A 14623-nucleotide genomic window follows, 5' to 3' on the forward strand; every position below is an offset into this window, starting at 1 on the left:
ATTAGACGCCGGCGGGGTGACTCCCTTGCCCTGCATCAGGACTTGCGGGCCACCCGGCGCAGCTGGCGCTCGCGGGAGACACGCCGGGCGGGCTCGGGCAATGCCTTCGTTTGCAGGAACTTCAACGTCTGAACGTAGATCAGGGAGGCGGGTGTCCGGATCACCTCCGCCCCGCGGAGCGACTCGAGAAATTCCTCCGGCCCGTTGAAGTCGTGCATCCGGATCCGCACCGAACCGAGGCCCTGGGGCACGTGCGCGTCCGATCCGGCCCCGGCCGGGATCCGGTACTTGGCGGCAAACCGGACCGCTTCGGCGTTGAACTCGGGGATCGCCACCCGCGGGTTGAACACCTCGATCAGGTCGACGTCGTCGAGCACCTCGAGCAGGTGGCGGTAGTCGGGAACGGCGTGCATGCGGTCGAACGGGTGGGGGACGTAAACGAGTCCGCCCTGGCGCTTGATCTCCGCCACCGTCTCCGCGAGGGTCATCCCACGCTCGATCTTCTCGGAGATGAACAGACCGATCACCTCGCCCTCGGTGGCGGTCTTGACCTCCTCACCGACGATCACCTTGATTCCGTCCGCCGCCGCGGCGGCCGCCAGCGCGCCCGAGATCTCGTTGTGCTCGGTGACCGCGATCGCACCGAGCCCCCGCTCGCGGGCGGTGGCCAGCAGCACCTCCACCGGGGTCGCGCAGTCGTAGGAGTGGTCGGTGTGCATGTGCAGGTCGACGTCGATCAGTTCGCGCGCGGCGATCGCGGCACGGACGCCGGCCGAAGGGCGCGGGCGCCGGTCAAAGCGCCGCGCGACGAGGCCGGCGTAGACATCCTCCACCTCTGTGGCGAGGCGGTCGAAGGTGAGGGTGGCCCCGGCGCTCGCGGCCGCCTCCGCGAGCCCCCGGCGCCGGTCGGCATCGGTGATGAGCCCGGCGAGGCGCAGCGTGAGGGTTTCGACGTCCCCCGGCTCATACGGGATCCCGCAGCGGCTCTCTCCGATCAGCTCCTCATAGACAGCCAGGCGCGGAACGATCGCCGGCACGCCGGCGGCGAGCGCGTGGACGAGGACGAACGGCGCGCTGCGGTGCCCGACGGAGCCGAGCACGACGAGGTCGGCGTCAGCGACCGTCTCGGTCCAGCTCGCCTCCCGGGGGCCGATGAAGGCGATCCTCTCCCGGAGCGCGCGGCTCAGTGTCGCCGGTGCGCCGACCGCGCGCGCGGACCACACCGTCGCCTCCCAGCCCTGCTCGGGCAGGCCCCGCAGTGCGCGCAGGATCAGCCGCAGCGCCGCTCGCTCCTCCTCCGCGACGACGACAATCTGCAGCGGACGGCCGGGGCCGCGGGTCGGCGTCCGCGGACCGGCCAGATCCGGGCGCGGCGGGGCAGCCACCCCCGGAGCGAGGATCCGGTACTCCCCCGGGAACGTGCGGGCGAGCAGGTCGCGAGTGGCGACGAAGCTCGCCAGGCGGGCGTCGAGCCGGCTCAGCAGGAGCTCTGACAGCGGCCGGGCGAGCTGGGTGGAGAGCACGCGCTCTGTCGGTTCATGGAAGGTGGCGACGTTGAGGGCGTGGGAGTGGCGCAGCGCGGTCGAGGCGGTACTCGGGGCGAACGGCTCGTGGACGTGGACGACATCGAGCGCGATCGTCGTCATCACCTCCTCGACTGTGCGGGAGACGTCGAGGGGCAGCGAGTCGGCCCGTCGCCGGGTCGGGGAGAAGGCGAGCACCTCACCGACCGCGAGCGTGACGACTGCGCCGTCCGCCTCGGCGAGCAGGCCCTCGGGGTCGCTGCTGAGCCGCCGGCGCGTCTCCCGGACGAGTGCCGCGTTCGTCGACGGGGCGACGAGCAGGCTGCGGTGGCCGCGCGCGGACAGGGCGCGGGCGAGACCGGCGGCCTGATCCCCGACGTCACTCCCGGCCTCGAGGGTGAAGGGGCTGACCTGGGCGATCGTCAGTGGCCGCGCGTCCGGCACACCGCCGAGTGTAGGGTCGCCCCGCATCCGCCGGGGCGACCCGGCCTGAGATCGGCTCAGCGGCTGGGGGTGTTCGGCACGCCCGCGGGCGTGCCCGCCGGGGCGGCGGTCGCCTTCGTCTTGGCGGCGGCGGCCTTCGTCTTGGCGGCGGTCGCCTTTGCCTTGGCGGGGGTCGCCTTCGCCTTCGTGGCGGCGGCCTTCGCCTGCGTGGCACCTGTCGCGGTGACCGTCTTGGCGGCGGTCGTCTTGGCGGCGGTCGCCTTGGCGGCGGTCGTCTTGGCGGCGGCGCCCCGGGTGGCCGCGACGACCGTGGTGCGGGCGTGCCTGGCGATGAACGTCTCGGTGAGCTTGCGCGCCTCATCATCGGGCCGCTGGTTGTGCGGCGACTTCATGAAGTACGAGCTCGGGCCATCGAGCTGCCCGGCGATCCCGTGGTTGAGGGCGAGCTTGCAGCAACGGACCGCGTCAATGACGATTCCCGCGCTGTTGGGGGAGTCCCAGACCTCGAGCTTGGCCTCGATCGTCAGCGGAACGTCACCGAAGGACTGGCCCTCGAGACGGATGTGGGCCCACTTGCGGTCCGTCAACCACGGCACGTAGTCGGACGGGCCGATGTAGACATCGTCCTTGGGCAGGGTGTGGCCCATGATTGACGTCACTGCGTTCGTCTTCGAGATCTTCTTGGACTCGAGGCGCTCGCGCTCGAGCATGTTGTAGAAGTCCATGTTGCCCCCGACGTTGAGCTGGCTGGTGCGCAGCAGCTTGACGCCGCGGTCGTGAAAGAGCCGGGCGAGGGAGCGGTGAACGATCGTCGCCCCGACCTGGGACTTGATGTCATCTCCGATGATCGGCAGCCCGGCCTTCTTGAACCGCTTGTTCCAGTAGTCCTCGCTGGCGATGAACACGGGGATGCAGTTGACAAAGCCACAGCCCGCCTCGAGCACCTGCTCGACGTACCACTTGGTCGCCTGCTCGGAACCGACCGGGAGGTAGGAGACGACGACGTCGGTGCGCGTCTCCTTGAGGATCGAGACGATGTCTGCGGTCTCCCCGGGGGCCTTGGTGATCTTCTCCTTCAGATACTTGCCGAGACCGTCATGGGTCATCCCGCGGTGAACGGGCACGTTGAGAGCGGGAACCTCGTCCATGAACCGGATCGTGTTGTTCTGGCCGGAGAAGATCGCCTCAGACAGGTCCTTGCCGACCTTGTCCGCGTCGATGTCGAAGGCGGCCGAGAACTCGATGTCGCGCACGTGGTAGCCGCCGAGGTCGACGTGCATCAGGCCGGGAACCGCCTGGTTGGCCCGCGCGCCGCGGTAGTACTGCACCCCCTGGACGAACGAACTCGCGCAGTTCCCCACCCCGATGATGGCGACCCGCACCTTGCCCTGCTGGTAACGGGCGCCGCCGTTGGTGGCGGCCTTGTCGGTGGCGGCGAGACGGCCGTTGCTCGGTGTCACTGTCGAGTTGCTCCTTGGAAGAGGGGGTGCCCACGGGGGATGGGGCCGCGGCTCTCACAGGCAGGGGTGCGCGGCCGACCCCGAGGGAGATCAGTGTAGGTAGGCCACGCGGGCGGGTTCGTTACAGCGCGCGCAGCTGACGGCGGACGTGGAGCACCCGTTGCAGGGTGGTGATGATCGTCAAGCCCGCGAGCGTGTAGATCGCCGCCGCCAGCAGGCTGAAGTTCCCGAGGGAGGCGCCGCGGGCGAAGACGAGCCCGATCGAGATGATCACCACCCGGACCGGCCGGTCGGCGATGCCGACCTTGCACTGCACGCCGAGGGCCTCGGCGCGGGCGCGGGTGTAGGAGACCATCAGGCTGAAGAGGACGGCGGCGACGACCGCCGCGACGGCGGTCGGGTCGTGCCGGCTGGCGAATGAGGCGGCGATCGTTGCGAGGACGATCCCCTCCTCGACACGATCGAGCGTCGAATCGAGGAACGCGCCGAAGGGCGTCCCCTTTCCGGACATCCGGCTGTAGCTGCCGTCGAGCGTGTCGCAGATCGAGCCGATGATGAACGCGAGCCCGGCGAGGAACCAGAGGCGATCGACCACGAGCCCGGCCGCCAACAGGTTGAGCGCCAGGCCGGTGAGGCTGATCGCGTTCGGCGTGATCGGCGCCGCGATCAGGCGCTCCTTGAGGGTGGGGGAAGACATGGCGTCGCGGGCGAGGATAACTTCCACGCCAATGAGCACCGAGACTCCCACCCCGGCACCACGCAGCGTGCTGTGCCTCGGGGAGGCGCTCGTCGACCTCATCTGCGAGCGGCCGGTGAACGCGCTCACAGACGCTGACAGCTTCGTCCCCCACTTCGGCGGGGCCGTCGCGAACGTCGCCCGCCTCGCCGCCCGTGAGGGCGCCCAGACGGCGCTGGCGGGCGGGGCGGGCGCCGATGACTGGGGGCGCTGGCTGGCGGAGACCCTCCACCGCGACGGCGTCGACACGTTCCGCTTCCGGCTCATCCATGGTCTACAGACCCCGATGGCCCTCGTCAGCGTCGGGCCCGACGGCGAGGCCGCCTACAGCATCTACGCAGAGTCGGTCGGGACGGTGGTGGAAGCCCTCGGCGCGGATGTCGAGGCAGCCGTCAGCGAGCACGGCGCGCTGTTCATCTCCTCCAACACCCTCGTCAGTGCCGCCGAGCGGGAGGTGACGATGCGCGCGCGGGCTGCGGCGCTCGCGCACGAGCGTCCGGTCATCTTCGATCCCAACCTGCGCCTGCACCGTTGGTCGAGCCGGGCCGACGCGGCCGCGAGCGCGAACGCCTGCGTGCCCGGCGCGCTGCTCGTCCGCGCCAACGCGCAGGAGGCGGAACTGATGACCGGCGAGCGGGATGTGGAACGAGCGGCGCTTGCCCTCCGCAAGGCAGGCGCGGCGAACGTCGTCGTCTCCCTCGGGGCGGCCGGAGCGATCCTGCGCGGCCGGATCCGCGCCGATGTGCCCGGGATGCCGGTGGCGGAGATGCGCTCGAGCATCGGGGCCGGGGACGCGATGACCGCCGTCCTGATCGCTCGCCTTGCCGCGAGCGGGTTCTATGAGCCGGTGATCGCCGCCGGGCTGCGGGACGCCGTTCGCGCCGGCACGGAGGCGTGCGAACGCTGGGGCGCGGTTGACTGAGCGCCGCCGGGTAGCCGCCGTCCGCGACCGCCTGCGCGAGGTCTACGGCATCCCGTGCGCTCCGGCGCACGGGGACGGACTCGCCGAGCTGATCCTCACCGTCCTCTCCCAGTCGACCAACGACCGCAACCGGGACGTCGCCTACCTCGGCCTGCGCGACCGCTTCGGGACCTGGGAGGCGGTCCGGGATGCGCCGGTCGAGGAGGTCGAGCGGGCGATCCGCCGCGGGGGGATCTCGCGGGTCAAGTCTGTCCGTATCCAGGCGATCCTCGCCGCCGTCGGCGCGAGCGGTCCGGAGCCGGGGCGACTCGAGCTCGGCTGGCTCGCCCGGGAGCCGCTCGCCGACGCTCAGGCCTACCTGTGCGGCCTGCCCGGGGTCGGGCCCAAGACCGCCGCCTGTGTCCTGCTGTTCGCCTACGGGATGGCCGACATTCCCGTCGACACCCACGTCTCCCGGGTCGGGACCCGCCTCGGCCTGCTCCGGCCCCGCTCGTCCTTCAGTGAGCAGCACGATCGCATGCGCGCGCTGACCCCGGCCGGGCAGGAGCTCGAGTTGCACCTCAACCTGCTCCGCCACGGCCGCCGGACCTGTGCCGCGCGCGCCCCGCGCTGTCGGGAGTGCGCTCTCGCGCGGATGTGTCCGCGGGTTGGGGTTGGCTGAGCGGACCGATCCGCTGGGGAGCGCGCGGCCGGTGTTGGTCGTGGTCGCTGCCTGAGCCGCCGGCCTGATCGGGGGACGACCCGCTCGTCATCCGGTACCGATCGTCCCACAACAATGGGTGATGAGCGGTGCCCGCAGTGCTGTGGAATCGACGGAGGGCAGTGGCGAGAGGGGGGCGTCGGCGTCGCAGGCCGCGCAGGCGTGCGGAATCGACGAGTGCCCTGGTGGGCGGTGCCCTGAAGACGTCGGGCGGCGCGCGTACGCGCTGGAGGGGGTGGCTGTCGCCGGCTCGGGGTGCCGCAGCCCGAGGGCTCCAGGGACGATCCGGAGACCGGTGTCGTCGAAGACGAGCCGGAGCCCACAGCCCGACTGTGACGTGGACATGTCAGCTGGGCCGGGATCTGGCAGGCGGGTTTTGCCGCAGTGAACCAACGGCCAGCGATCGTCCTCGGCACGGTAGGCAATGAGGTCGCCGTGGCTGAGCCCGCCGGTGAGGTCGATGCGTGCGGTCGGGCGGTCGCGACGGTCCGGGCCGCGCTTGAGGCGGCTCCCCGGCCAGCGTGCCAGGCGGGCTCGTCAAGACAGACGTGCCGATCGCAGTCGCCATCAGGCCGCGAGGGTGGTCGATCGCGACCGTCGGCGTCCTGCTGTCGCGCTGCTCACAGACCAGGTACACCGGCCGTCCGTCCCCACCGAGCCGTCCGTCCCCACCGGGCCGTCCGTCCCCACCGGGCCGTCCGTCCCCACCGAGGTCGATTTTTCGTCATATCGACGAATCTGCGCCCTCGCTGGCCCGATCCCGTGACGGCCGGGGCGTCACAGGTCGTACCGGCGGGCCGAATGGCCATCCTGAATCGGTGTTCAGGGAAGCTCGATGATGGCCAGGCACACACCGCCCCACCGTTGGCGGCGGGTTTCTGTTCACCGGGAGCTCGAGGAGTCCGCGGGAACGAGCTCGGGTCCACGACGGCGGTCGACGGCGACCGCGATCGCTGCGAGCCCGAGGAACAGCCGCCACGGGCGGACGTGCGCCCCCGCGCCCCCGCGCCGCCGGCGCAGCCCAGCGGCCAGCCCCGGGGACGACCCCGCCGATAAATCTGCTAGTCTGCGACTGAGATTTCAGGTATCCCTGGCGCTCAGCCGGATACCATGGACAGCGAGATATCTGCGACCTACGCACGAGGAGCTACGACACGATGGGCAAAACAATCGGAATCGACCTCGGGACGACCAACAGCTGCATGGCCGTGCTCGAGGGAGGCGACCCGACGGTGATCGAGAACGCCGAGGGCGGCCGCACCACTCCGTCGGTCGTGGCCTTCACCTCCAGCGGTGAGCGCCTCGTCGGGACCGTCGCCCGCCGCCAGGCGGTGACCAACCCGCAGAACACGATCTTCTCGATCAAGCGGTTCATGGGTCGCAAGGAGGCCGAGGTCCGGGATGAGGAGGCGATCGTCCCCTACAAGGTCGCCAGCGGTCCCAACGGTGACGTCCGCGTCGACGTCGGGGACAAGCAGTACTCCCCCCAGGAGGTCTCGGCGATGATCCTCGCCAAGCTCAAGGCGGATGCGGAGGCCTACCTCGGCGAAACCGTCGACTCCGCGGTTATCACCGTCCCGGCGTACTTCAACGACGATCAGCGCCAGGCGACCAAGGATGCCGGCACGATCGCCGGTCTCGAGGTGAAGCGGATCATCAACGAGCCGACGGCGGCCTCGCTCGCCTACGGCCTCGACAAGCAGGCCGACCAGACGATCCTCGTCTTCGACCTCGGTGGCGGGACCTTCGACGTCTCCGTCCTGGAGATCGGTGACGGCGTCTTCGAGGTGAAGGCGACCGCTGGCGACAACCACCTCGGTGGGGACAACTTTGACAAGGCGGTCGTCGACTGGCTCGTCGCCGAGTTCAAGCGCGACCAGGGGATCGACCTGTCCGCCGACCCGATGGCCCTCCAGCGCCTCTATGAGGCGGCGGAGAAGGCCAAGATCGAACTCTCCACCACCCAGGAGACCCAGATCAACCTGCCGTTCATCACCGCCGACGCCTCCGGGCCCAAGCACCTGGACACCCGCCTGACGCGGGCCAAGCTCAACGAGCTTGCGGCCAAGCTGCTGGACCGCCTCGTCGCCCCAGTGCGCCAGGCCCTCGACGACGCCAAGGACAAGGGCGCGGCGAGCATCGACCACGTCGTGATGGTCGGCGGCATGACCCGGATGCCCGCGGTCCAGGAGAAGGTCAAGGCGCTCACGGGCAAGGACCCGCACCGGGGCGTGAACCCCGACGAAGTCGTCGCGATCGGCGCCGCGATCCAGGCGGGCGTGCTCGCCGGGGACGTCAAGGACGTGCTCCTGCTCGACGTCACCCCGCTGACCCTCGGGATCGAAACCAAGGGCGGGGTGATGACGAAGCTGATCGAGCGCAACACGACGATCCCGACCCGCAAGGGGGAGGTCTTCTCCACCGCCGAGGACAACCAGCCGAGCGTGGAGATCCACGTCCTCCAGGGCGAGCGGGAGATGGCGACCTACAACAAGTCGCTTGGCAAGTTCCAGCTCACCGGCATCCCGCCGGCCCCGCGCGGCGTCCCCCAGATCGAGGTCGCCTTCGACATCGACGCGAACGGCATCCTCAACGTGTCGGCCAAGGACCTCGGCACGGGCAAGGAGCAGAAGATCGAGATCCGCTCCGGCTCGGGCCTCTCCGATGAGGAGATCAAGAAGATGGTCACCGACGCGGAGGCCCACGCGGAGGACGACAAGCGCCAGCGCGAGGTCGCCGAGGCTCGTAATGAGGCAGAGCACGCCGCCTACCAGGCCGAGCGCCAGCTCGTCGACCTCGGTGAGAGCGTCGATGAGGCCGCCAAGGCGGAGATCCAGGAGGCGATCAAGGCGGTCCGCGACAGCCTCACATCCGAGGACCCGGCGGCGATCAACGCGAAGAAGGACGAGCTCAACGCGGCCTTCCACAAGATCTCCGAGGCCCTCTATCAGAAGGCAGCCGAGGCCGGTGGCGGCGTCCCGAACTTCGACGGCGAGGCCCCCAGCGCCAACGGCGCCTCCGCGGAGGAGGACGTCGTGGACGCGGAAGTGGTGGACGAGGGCCACTGACGTGAGCGCGCATCGCCACGAGCCCAGGCCAGCGGCGGCGGACCCCGGGTCCGCCGCCGACCCGGCGGCCTCCGCCCCCGAGGAGCCGTCACCCGGCGCCGAGGCCGGCACGGCCCCTGATCCGGCGGCTGGGGTAGACACGCCCCCCGGTCCGGCGGGGCAGGCCCCCAATCCGGCGGGGCAGGCCCCCGGTCCGGCGGGGCAGGCCCCCGGTCCGGCGGGGGTGGGTGACGACGCAGCGGGTGGGGCCTCCGGCCCGACGGGTGTCGGTGCCGACGCGTCCGGAACCGACGCCGGCGGCCCCCCGGCGGCCGCCGCCGACCTCCATGGGGCGACCGCTCCGGAGCCCGGCGGCGACGGACGGACGGAGGTCGATGAGCTCGCCGCCGCGACCGCCCGGGCCGAGGAGTACCTCGGTCTCGCCCAGCGGACCAAGGCCGACTTTGACAACTACCGCAAACGGGCGGCCCGGGATGCGGCGCTCGCGGCCGAACGTGGGGTGCTCAAGCTCGTCAAGGAGCTGCTGCCGGCGCTGGACAACCTCGAGCGGGCAATCACCCACGCCCCGGCTGAAGATCCGCTGTTGGAGGGGATCAAGCTCGTGCACAGCGATCTCCTCGGCGCGCTCGCCCGAGCGGGCATCGAGGCGTACTCCCCGGCGGGTGAGAGCTTCGACCCCCAGCTCCATGAGGCGGTCGCCCAGCACTCACGAGAGGGGATCGAGGCGGGGACCGTGATCGAGGTTTACCAGCAGGGTTACCGGCTCGCGGACACCGTCCTGCGACCCGCCCGCGTGCTCGTGGCCGCCTAGGAGAAGGCGAGAACGCTGATGGCCGGCCCACCCGACTACTACAAGGTTCTCGGCGTCTCCAAGAACGCCACCGAGGACGAGATCAAGAAGGCCTACCGAAAGCTCGCCCGCCAGTACCACCCGGACCGCAACCCGGGGGACAAGGCGGCGGAGGAGAAGTTCAAGCAGATCTCCCAGGCCCATGACGTGCTGTCGGACGCGGACAAGCGCAAGGCCTATGACCGGACCAACGGGCCCCTCGGCGGGTTCACCCAGAACTTCGGGCAGGGGTTCGATGCCTCCAACATCGGTGGTTTCTCCGACATCCTCTCCAACCTGTTCAGCGGCGCCGGGGGGGTCGGCGGCCCCGGGGCGGGAGCTCGCAGCGGCGCGGCCCAGCGCGCCCCGGAGGCCCGCGGGCGCGACCTGGAGACCGAGGTGCACCTCAGTTTCGACCAAGCGATCCACGGCACCCAAGTCCCGCTGGCGGTCCCGACCTCCCACGCGTGCCCGACCTGCCATGGCACCGGCGCCAAGCCGGGGACGAGCCCGCGGGTCTGCCCGGTCTGTGGCGGTCGCGGCGTCGAGGCACAGAGCCAGGGGATCTTCTCGATCTCCCAGCCGTGCTCGAACTGTGGCGGCTCGGGGACGGTCATCGACGATCCGTGTCCGACGTGCGCGGGGACCGGTGCGCAACGGTCGATCAAGCGGCTGCGGGTCAACATTCCCCCCGGCGTCAAGGACGGAACGCGGATCAAGCTCGCCGGCAAGGGCGATCCGGGACTGCGCGGAGCGCCGCCCGGGGATCTGTACGTCATCTGCCGCGTCACGTCCTCCCCGGTGTTCAAGCGCGTCGGCGAGAACCTCGAGGTCGAGGTTCCCCTCGCTCCCCACGAGGCGATGCTCGGCGCCGTCATCGAGGTGCCGACGCTCAAGGGCAGCAAGCGGCTGCGGGTGCCGCGCGGAACCGCTCACGGCACCGTCCAGCGGCTCCGTGGCGAGGGTCCACCGCGCGGGGCCGGGAAGGGCAACGGCGACCTCCACTACCGGTTCATCATCGACATCCCGACGACGCTCACGCCCGAGCAGGCGGCCGCCGTCGACCGGCTCGCCGCCGTCAGCCCCGGGGATCCGCGCGCCCAGCTGTTCAAGGATGCCGGGGTCAGCCGAGAGGGCCCCGAGTCGCGACCGCACACCGAGGAGGTCGCCTGATGGCGACCCGCCGCGTCCGCACGACCCGCGTGGAGGTCGATTCCGACCGCGGGGTGTTCATGATCTCCGTCGCGGCCGAGCTCGCCGACATGCACCCCCAGACCCTGCGTATGTACGAGGCCCGGGGTCTGATCGAGCCCAAGCGCTCACCCAAGGGGACGCGGCTCTACTCTCACGCCGACGTCGAGCAGCTCAAGCGGATCCAGGCGATGACCGCCGAGCTCGGGCTCAACCTCGCCGGGGTCGAGAGGGTCCTCGAGCTCGAGGCGCAGCTCGACTCGATGACCCGCAAGGTCCAGGCGCTCGAGCGTCGCGCCGAGAATCTCAAGTCTGAGGTGCAACGGCTCGAGGCGCTGCGGCGTGAGCTCCGGGCTGAGATCGTGCCCTACGTGCGAGCCGGAGCGCTCGTGCGTCGCGCCGACCGCGGGCGCGGGCAATCCTGACCTGCCGCGCCCAGGCGCGACAATGTCGCTTCAGCGTCGGTCGAGCCCTGCGGGGTCCCGTCCGCGACTGTCACCCTGTTTCCCCGTTAAGTCGGTGATGACCTTGAGCCCCCGCCCCCTCGCCCTGATCGCGCTGATCGCCGCCGCGCTCGCCCTCACGCCCGCGGATGCCGCCGCCGCCCCCCGCGCGCGGCTGGCGATCGTGCTCCCGCTGCGTGTCAACACGGCGGGTCTCGCCGCGTTCGCCGCCGCCGTGTCCACGCCCGGCTCACCCGACTACCGTCACTACCGCTCGATCGCCTGGCTCGCGCGCCACTTCGGCGCGTCCCCGGCCGCCGAGGCGCGGGTCGTTCGCTACCTGCGCAGCCACGGCGCCAGTCGCGTCCGCGTTGACGCCACCGGGCTGTTCATCGACGCGCGCCTGCCCGCTGCCACCGCCGCGACGCTGTTTCGCACGCGCCTGATCCGGCGCGGAGCCCGGACGGGCGCGTTCACCGCCCCCACCACCGTGCCGCGTCTGCCCGCTGCCCTCGCCGGCGCGGTGAGCGGCGTGATCGGCCTCGACAGCCAGCCCCTTCAGCTCGCCCCCGCCTTCACCCACGCCGCCCCGCCCTGGACACGGGTGAGCGGCTTGACCTCGTCGTGGACCGCTCCCGCCGGCGCGTTCCACGACGCGTTCACCTCCCTGCGCGCCCCCGTCGCCCATCCCGCGCAGGCGACCGGCTCGGGGTACTCGCCCGCCTCCGGTACCGCCTCAGGTTGTCCCGCTGCCACGATCGTCGGCGGATTCACCCCGAACGAGTACCTCACTGCCTACGGGTTCTCCGGAGTGCAGGCAACCGGCACGCTCGGGCAAGGGGAGCGCGTCGCGCTGATCGAGATCGACGGCTTCCGTTCCTCCGATATCACCAACTTCGCTCACTGCTTCGGTCTCCACGTCCCCCCCATCGTCGCCTTCCGGGTCAGCCGGCAGGTAGCGGCGACCGGCCTGCCCCCGGGGGGCGAGGCAACTCTCGACCTCGAGGTGCTCGACGCGGCCGCCCCGGACCTCTCCCAGATCGACGTCTATGAGAGCTCGCCCTCGATCGCGAGCGTCCTCGAGTCCTTCACTGCTCCACTGCAGAACAGCGGCTACAAGCCGGAGGTCATCTCCGCCTCCCTTGGTCTGTGTGAAGCGCAGGTCCGCTCGGCGATCGGTCTCGCCGGGCTGCGCAACGCGGAGGCGGCGTTTGAGGAGGCGGCCGCGAGCGGCATCAGCGTGCTCGCCGCCACCGGCGACACCGGTTCGGCCGACTGCACGAACTCGAACTCCCCCGGAGGCACCCCGATCCCTGAACTGGCGGTCAACTATCCAGCCTCCTCACCGTTCGTCACCGCCGTCGGTGGTACGAACATCCATCTCAACCCGGCCAACCAGATCGTCAGCCAGCCGGTCTGGAACGACGACGCCTCCCAGCCCGGGTCGGCCGGAGGCGGAGGCTTCTCGAGCGTCTTCACCCGCCCGCGCTATCAGTCCGGGGTGGTCCGCGAGAACCGTCGTGCGGTCCCGGATGTGGCGCTGCTCGCCGACATCGCGCCCGGCTACGACGTCTACTGCAGCGCTCAGTCCGACTGCATCTCCCCGCTCAACGGGCAGCTCGACCCGTGGCAGGCCGTCGGGGGCACGAGCGCGTCGACTCCGCTGATGGCCGGGGGGGTCGCTCTCATCGATCAGCTCCTGCGCGAGCACAGGCAGCAGAGCCTCGGCCTGCTCAACCCGCTGCTCTACCGGCTCGGCGAGACCCCGTCCACGGCCGCGCAGGTGTTTTCCGACGTCACCGTCGGCTCCAATGACGTCGGCCCGTTCATCCAGGCCGACCATCAACCGCTCGGCTGCTGCAACGCCGGCCCTGGGTACGACGAGGCGTCCGGTTGGGGGAGCGTCAACCTCGCCGGGCTCGCCGCCGCTGCGCTCGCGAGCGAGCCGGCGATCGTCGACGTCTCCCAGACCGTCCCGACCCCCCAACGCCCGCTTCGCCAGCGCGCACTGGTCGATGAGGTCCGCTGCAGTGGCCGCTGCGTGATCGGCGCCATCGCCCACATTCAGATCGGCCGGTCCCGTCCGGTGACCTTCTACTCCGGCCTCGCTCACCTTGCCGCCGCCGCCGGTCGCCGTCTCCGGATCCCCCTGTCGCCGCCCGAGCTGAGACGGCTGCGGGTCGCCCTCAAACAGCGCCGGCGCATCCGTGCGACGGTGGTGGGAGCGATCGTCGACGCGGCGGGCAACATCGAGCGGCGTACCTCCGCCGTGCCGGTGACCCTGCTCGGGTGAGCGACGGGGCCGCCTCGGCGCGGGTGAGCGGCGAGGTCGCGTCGGCACCCGCCAACGATGCGGCGCAGCTGCGCTGCGGCTTCTGCGGCGGACCCGCCCGCCCCGCCGGTCCCCGCCTGATCGCGTGTGCCGCCTGTGGCAGCGCGACCACCTTTCCGGTCCCCGACGACCGTGAGCTCGCCGCCGCCTACGCCGGCAGCTACCGGCCGGCGGAGGGCCGCTTCGGTGCCGGTGGGGATCGCCTCCTCGCCGCTACCCGCGGACGCCTTGCCCGCCGGATCGACGCCGTCGCCCCGCCCGGCCCGGTGCTCGACGTCGGCGCCGGCGACGGCACCCTCGTGGCGGCGCTCCTGCGTCGCGGCCGGGAGGCTGTCGGGCTCGAGCGGGGCGGACCGTCCGCGCCCATGGGCACCCGCCCGATCGTCGCCGCGGAGCTGGCCGATTTCGATTCGCGGGCGGGCGAATGGGCGGCGATCGTCATGTGGCACTCGCTCGAGCATCTCCGCGACCCGGCTGGCGCGCTCGCCCACGCCGCCGGACTGCTTGCCCCCGGCGGGGTCCTCCTGATCGCCGTTCCCAACCGGGACAGCTGGCAGGCGCGGATCCTCGCGGACCGCTGGCTCGCGCTCGACCTGCCCCGCCACCTCACCCACCTCAGCGCAGCCGCCCTCACCGACGCCCTCAGCGGGCTCGGGCTCGAGGTGGAACGGGTCAGCCACTGGCGCGGCGGCCAGGTGCTGTTCGGCTGGCTGCACGGGATCCTCGCCGCCCTTCCCGGCCGGCCCGACCTCTACGACGCGATCCGCCAGCCGACGGCGCGGACGGCGGCCTTGACCTCGCGGCAGCGGGGGCGCACGCTCGCCGCCGCCGTGCTGCTCAGCCCGGCCGCCGCCCTCGCCAGCGCCGGAGAGGTCCTCACCGGTCACGGCGGCAGCGTGTTCATCCAGGCGCGACGACGCGCCGCCGGCCGACAACCGGCACACTGACGCGGTGATGGTGATCGGGGTGGCCGAG

At 71.4% G+C, this 14623-nt stretch carries 10 protein-coding genes and 1 pseudogene; 8 read left to right on the forward strand and 3 right to left on the reverse strand.

The genetic code is table 11. The features are described from left to right. Positions 1-35 precede the first annotated feature (35 nt). The 3 genes and pseudogenes from M3M55_RS03010 to M3M55_RS03020 form a co-directional block, all read right to left on the reverse strand. Complete coding sequence (locus M3M55_RS03010) at positions 36-1967, reverse strand: PHP-associated domain-containing protein (protein WP_249011345.1); 1932 nt, start codon at positions 1965-1967, stop codon at positions 36-38. Positions 1968-2296: 329 nt separating this feature from the next. Then, a pseudogene (locus M3M55_RS03015) lies at positions 2297-3349 on the reverse strand (inositol-3-phosphate synthase); the annotation flags it as partial. A 199-nt stretch (positions 3350-3548) separates the two neighbouring features. Further along, positions 3549-4124 (reverse strand): CDP-alcohol phosphatidyltransferase family protein, encoded by a 576-nt coding sequence (locus M3M55_RS03020; protein ID WP_249011347.1) that lies wholly within the window; start codon positions 4122-4124, stop codon positions 3549-3551. A 31-nt stretch (positions 4125-4155) separates the two neighbouring features. Between M3M55_RS03020 and M3M55_RS03025 the strand changes: the two genes are divergently transcribed. From M3M55_RS03025 to M3M55_RS03060, 8 genes are all read left to right on the forward strand, one after another. Continuing rightward, a complete protein-coding gene (locus M3M55_RS03025) occupies positions 4156-5085 on the forward strand; it encodes a PfkB family carbohydrate kinase (protein WP_249011348.1) in 930 nt (309 codons plus the stop codon). Next, positions 5078-5746 carry an endonuclease III gene (nth, locus tag M3M55_RS03030; protein WP_249011349.1) on the forward strand — a complete coding sequence of 223 codons (669 nt, stop codon included), beginning with the start codon at positions 5078-5080 and terminating at the stop codon, positions 5744-5746. The genes M3M55_RS03025 and nth overlap by 8 nt, the downstream gene beginning before the upstream one ends. 1196 nt (positions 5747-6942) lie before the next feature. Continuing rightward, the gene (gene dnaK, locus M3M55_RS03035; protein WP_256469034.1) at positions 6943-8853 is read left to right on the forward strand and encodes a molecular chaperone DnaK; all 1911 of its coding nucleotides are present in this window, start codon (positions 6943-6945) and stop codon (positions 8851-8853) included. 1 nt (position 8854) lies between these two features. Further along, a complete protein-coding gene (gene grpE, locus M3M55_RS03040) occupies positions 8855-9664 on the forward strand; it encodes a nucleotide exchange factor GrpE (protein ID WP_249011350.1) in 810 nt (269 codons plus the stop codon). Positions 9665-9682: 18 nt separating this feature from the next. Beyond that, positions 9683-10855, forward strand: a complete 1173-nt coding sequence (gene dnaJ / locus M3M55_RS03045; protein WP_249011351.1) for a molecular chaperone DnaJ — start codon at positions 9683-9685, stop codon at positions 10853-10855. Next, positions 10855-11298 (forward strand): heat shock protein transcriptional repressor HspR, encoded by a 444-nt coding sequence (locus tag M3M55_RS03050; protein WP_249011352.1) that lies wholly within the window; start codon positions 10855-10857, stop codon positions 11296-11298. The genes dnaJ and M3M55_RS03050 overlap by 1 nt, the downstream gene beginning before the upstream one ends. 103 nt (positions 11299-11401) lie before the next feature. After that, positions 11402-13609 carry a protease pro-enzyme activation domain-containing protein gene (locus M3M55_RS03055; RefSeq protein WP_249011353.1) on the forward strand — a complete coding sequence of 736 codons (2208 nt, stop codon included), beginning with the start codon at positions 11402-11404 and terminating at the stop codon, positions 13607-13609. After that, positions 13606-14595, forward strand: a complete 990-nt coding sequence (locus M3M55_RS03060; RefSeq protein ID WP_249011354.1) for a class I SAM-dependent methyltransferase — start codon at positions 13606-13608, stop codon at positions 14593-14595. The genes M3M55_RS03055 and M3M55_RS03060 overlap by 4 nt, the downstream gene beginning before the upstream one ends. The last annotated feature ends 28 nt before the right edge of the window (positions 14596-14623 follow it).

Origin of the sequence: Conexibacter sp. DBS9H8 (genome assembly GCF_023330685.1) — a bacterium.
GTDB lineage: Bacteria > Actinomycetota > Thermoleophilia > Solirubrobacterales > Solirubrobacteraceae > Palsa-465.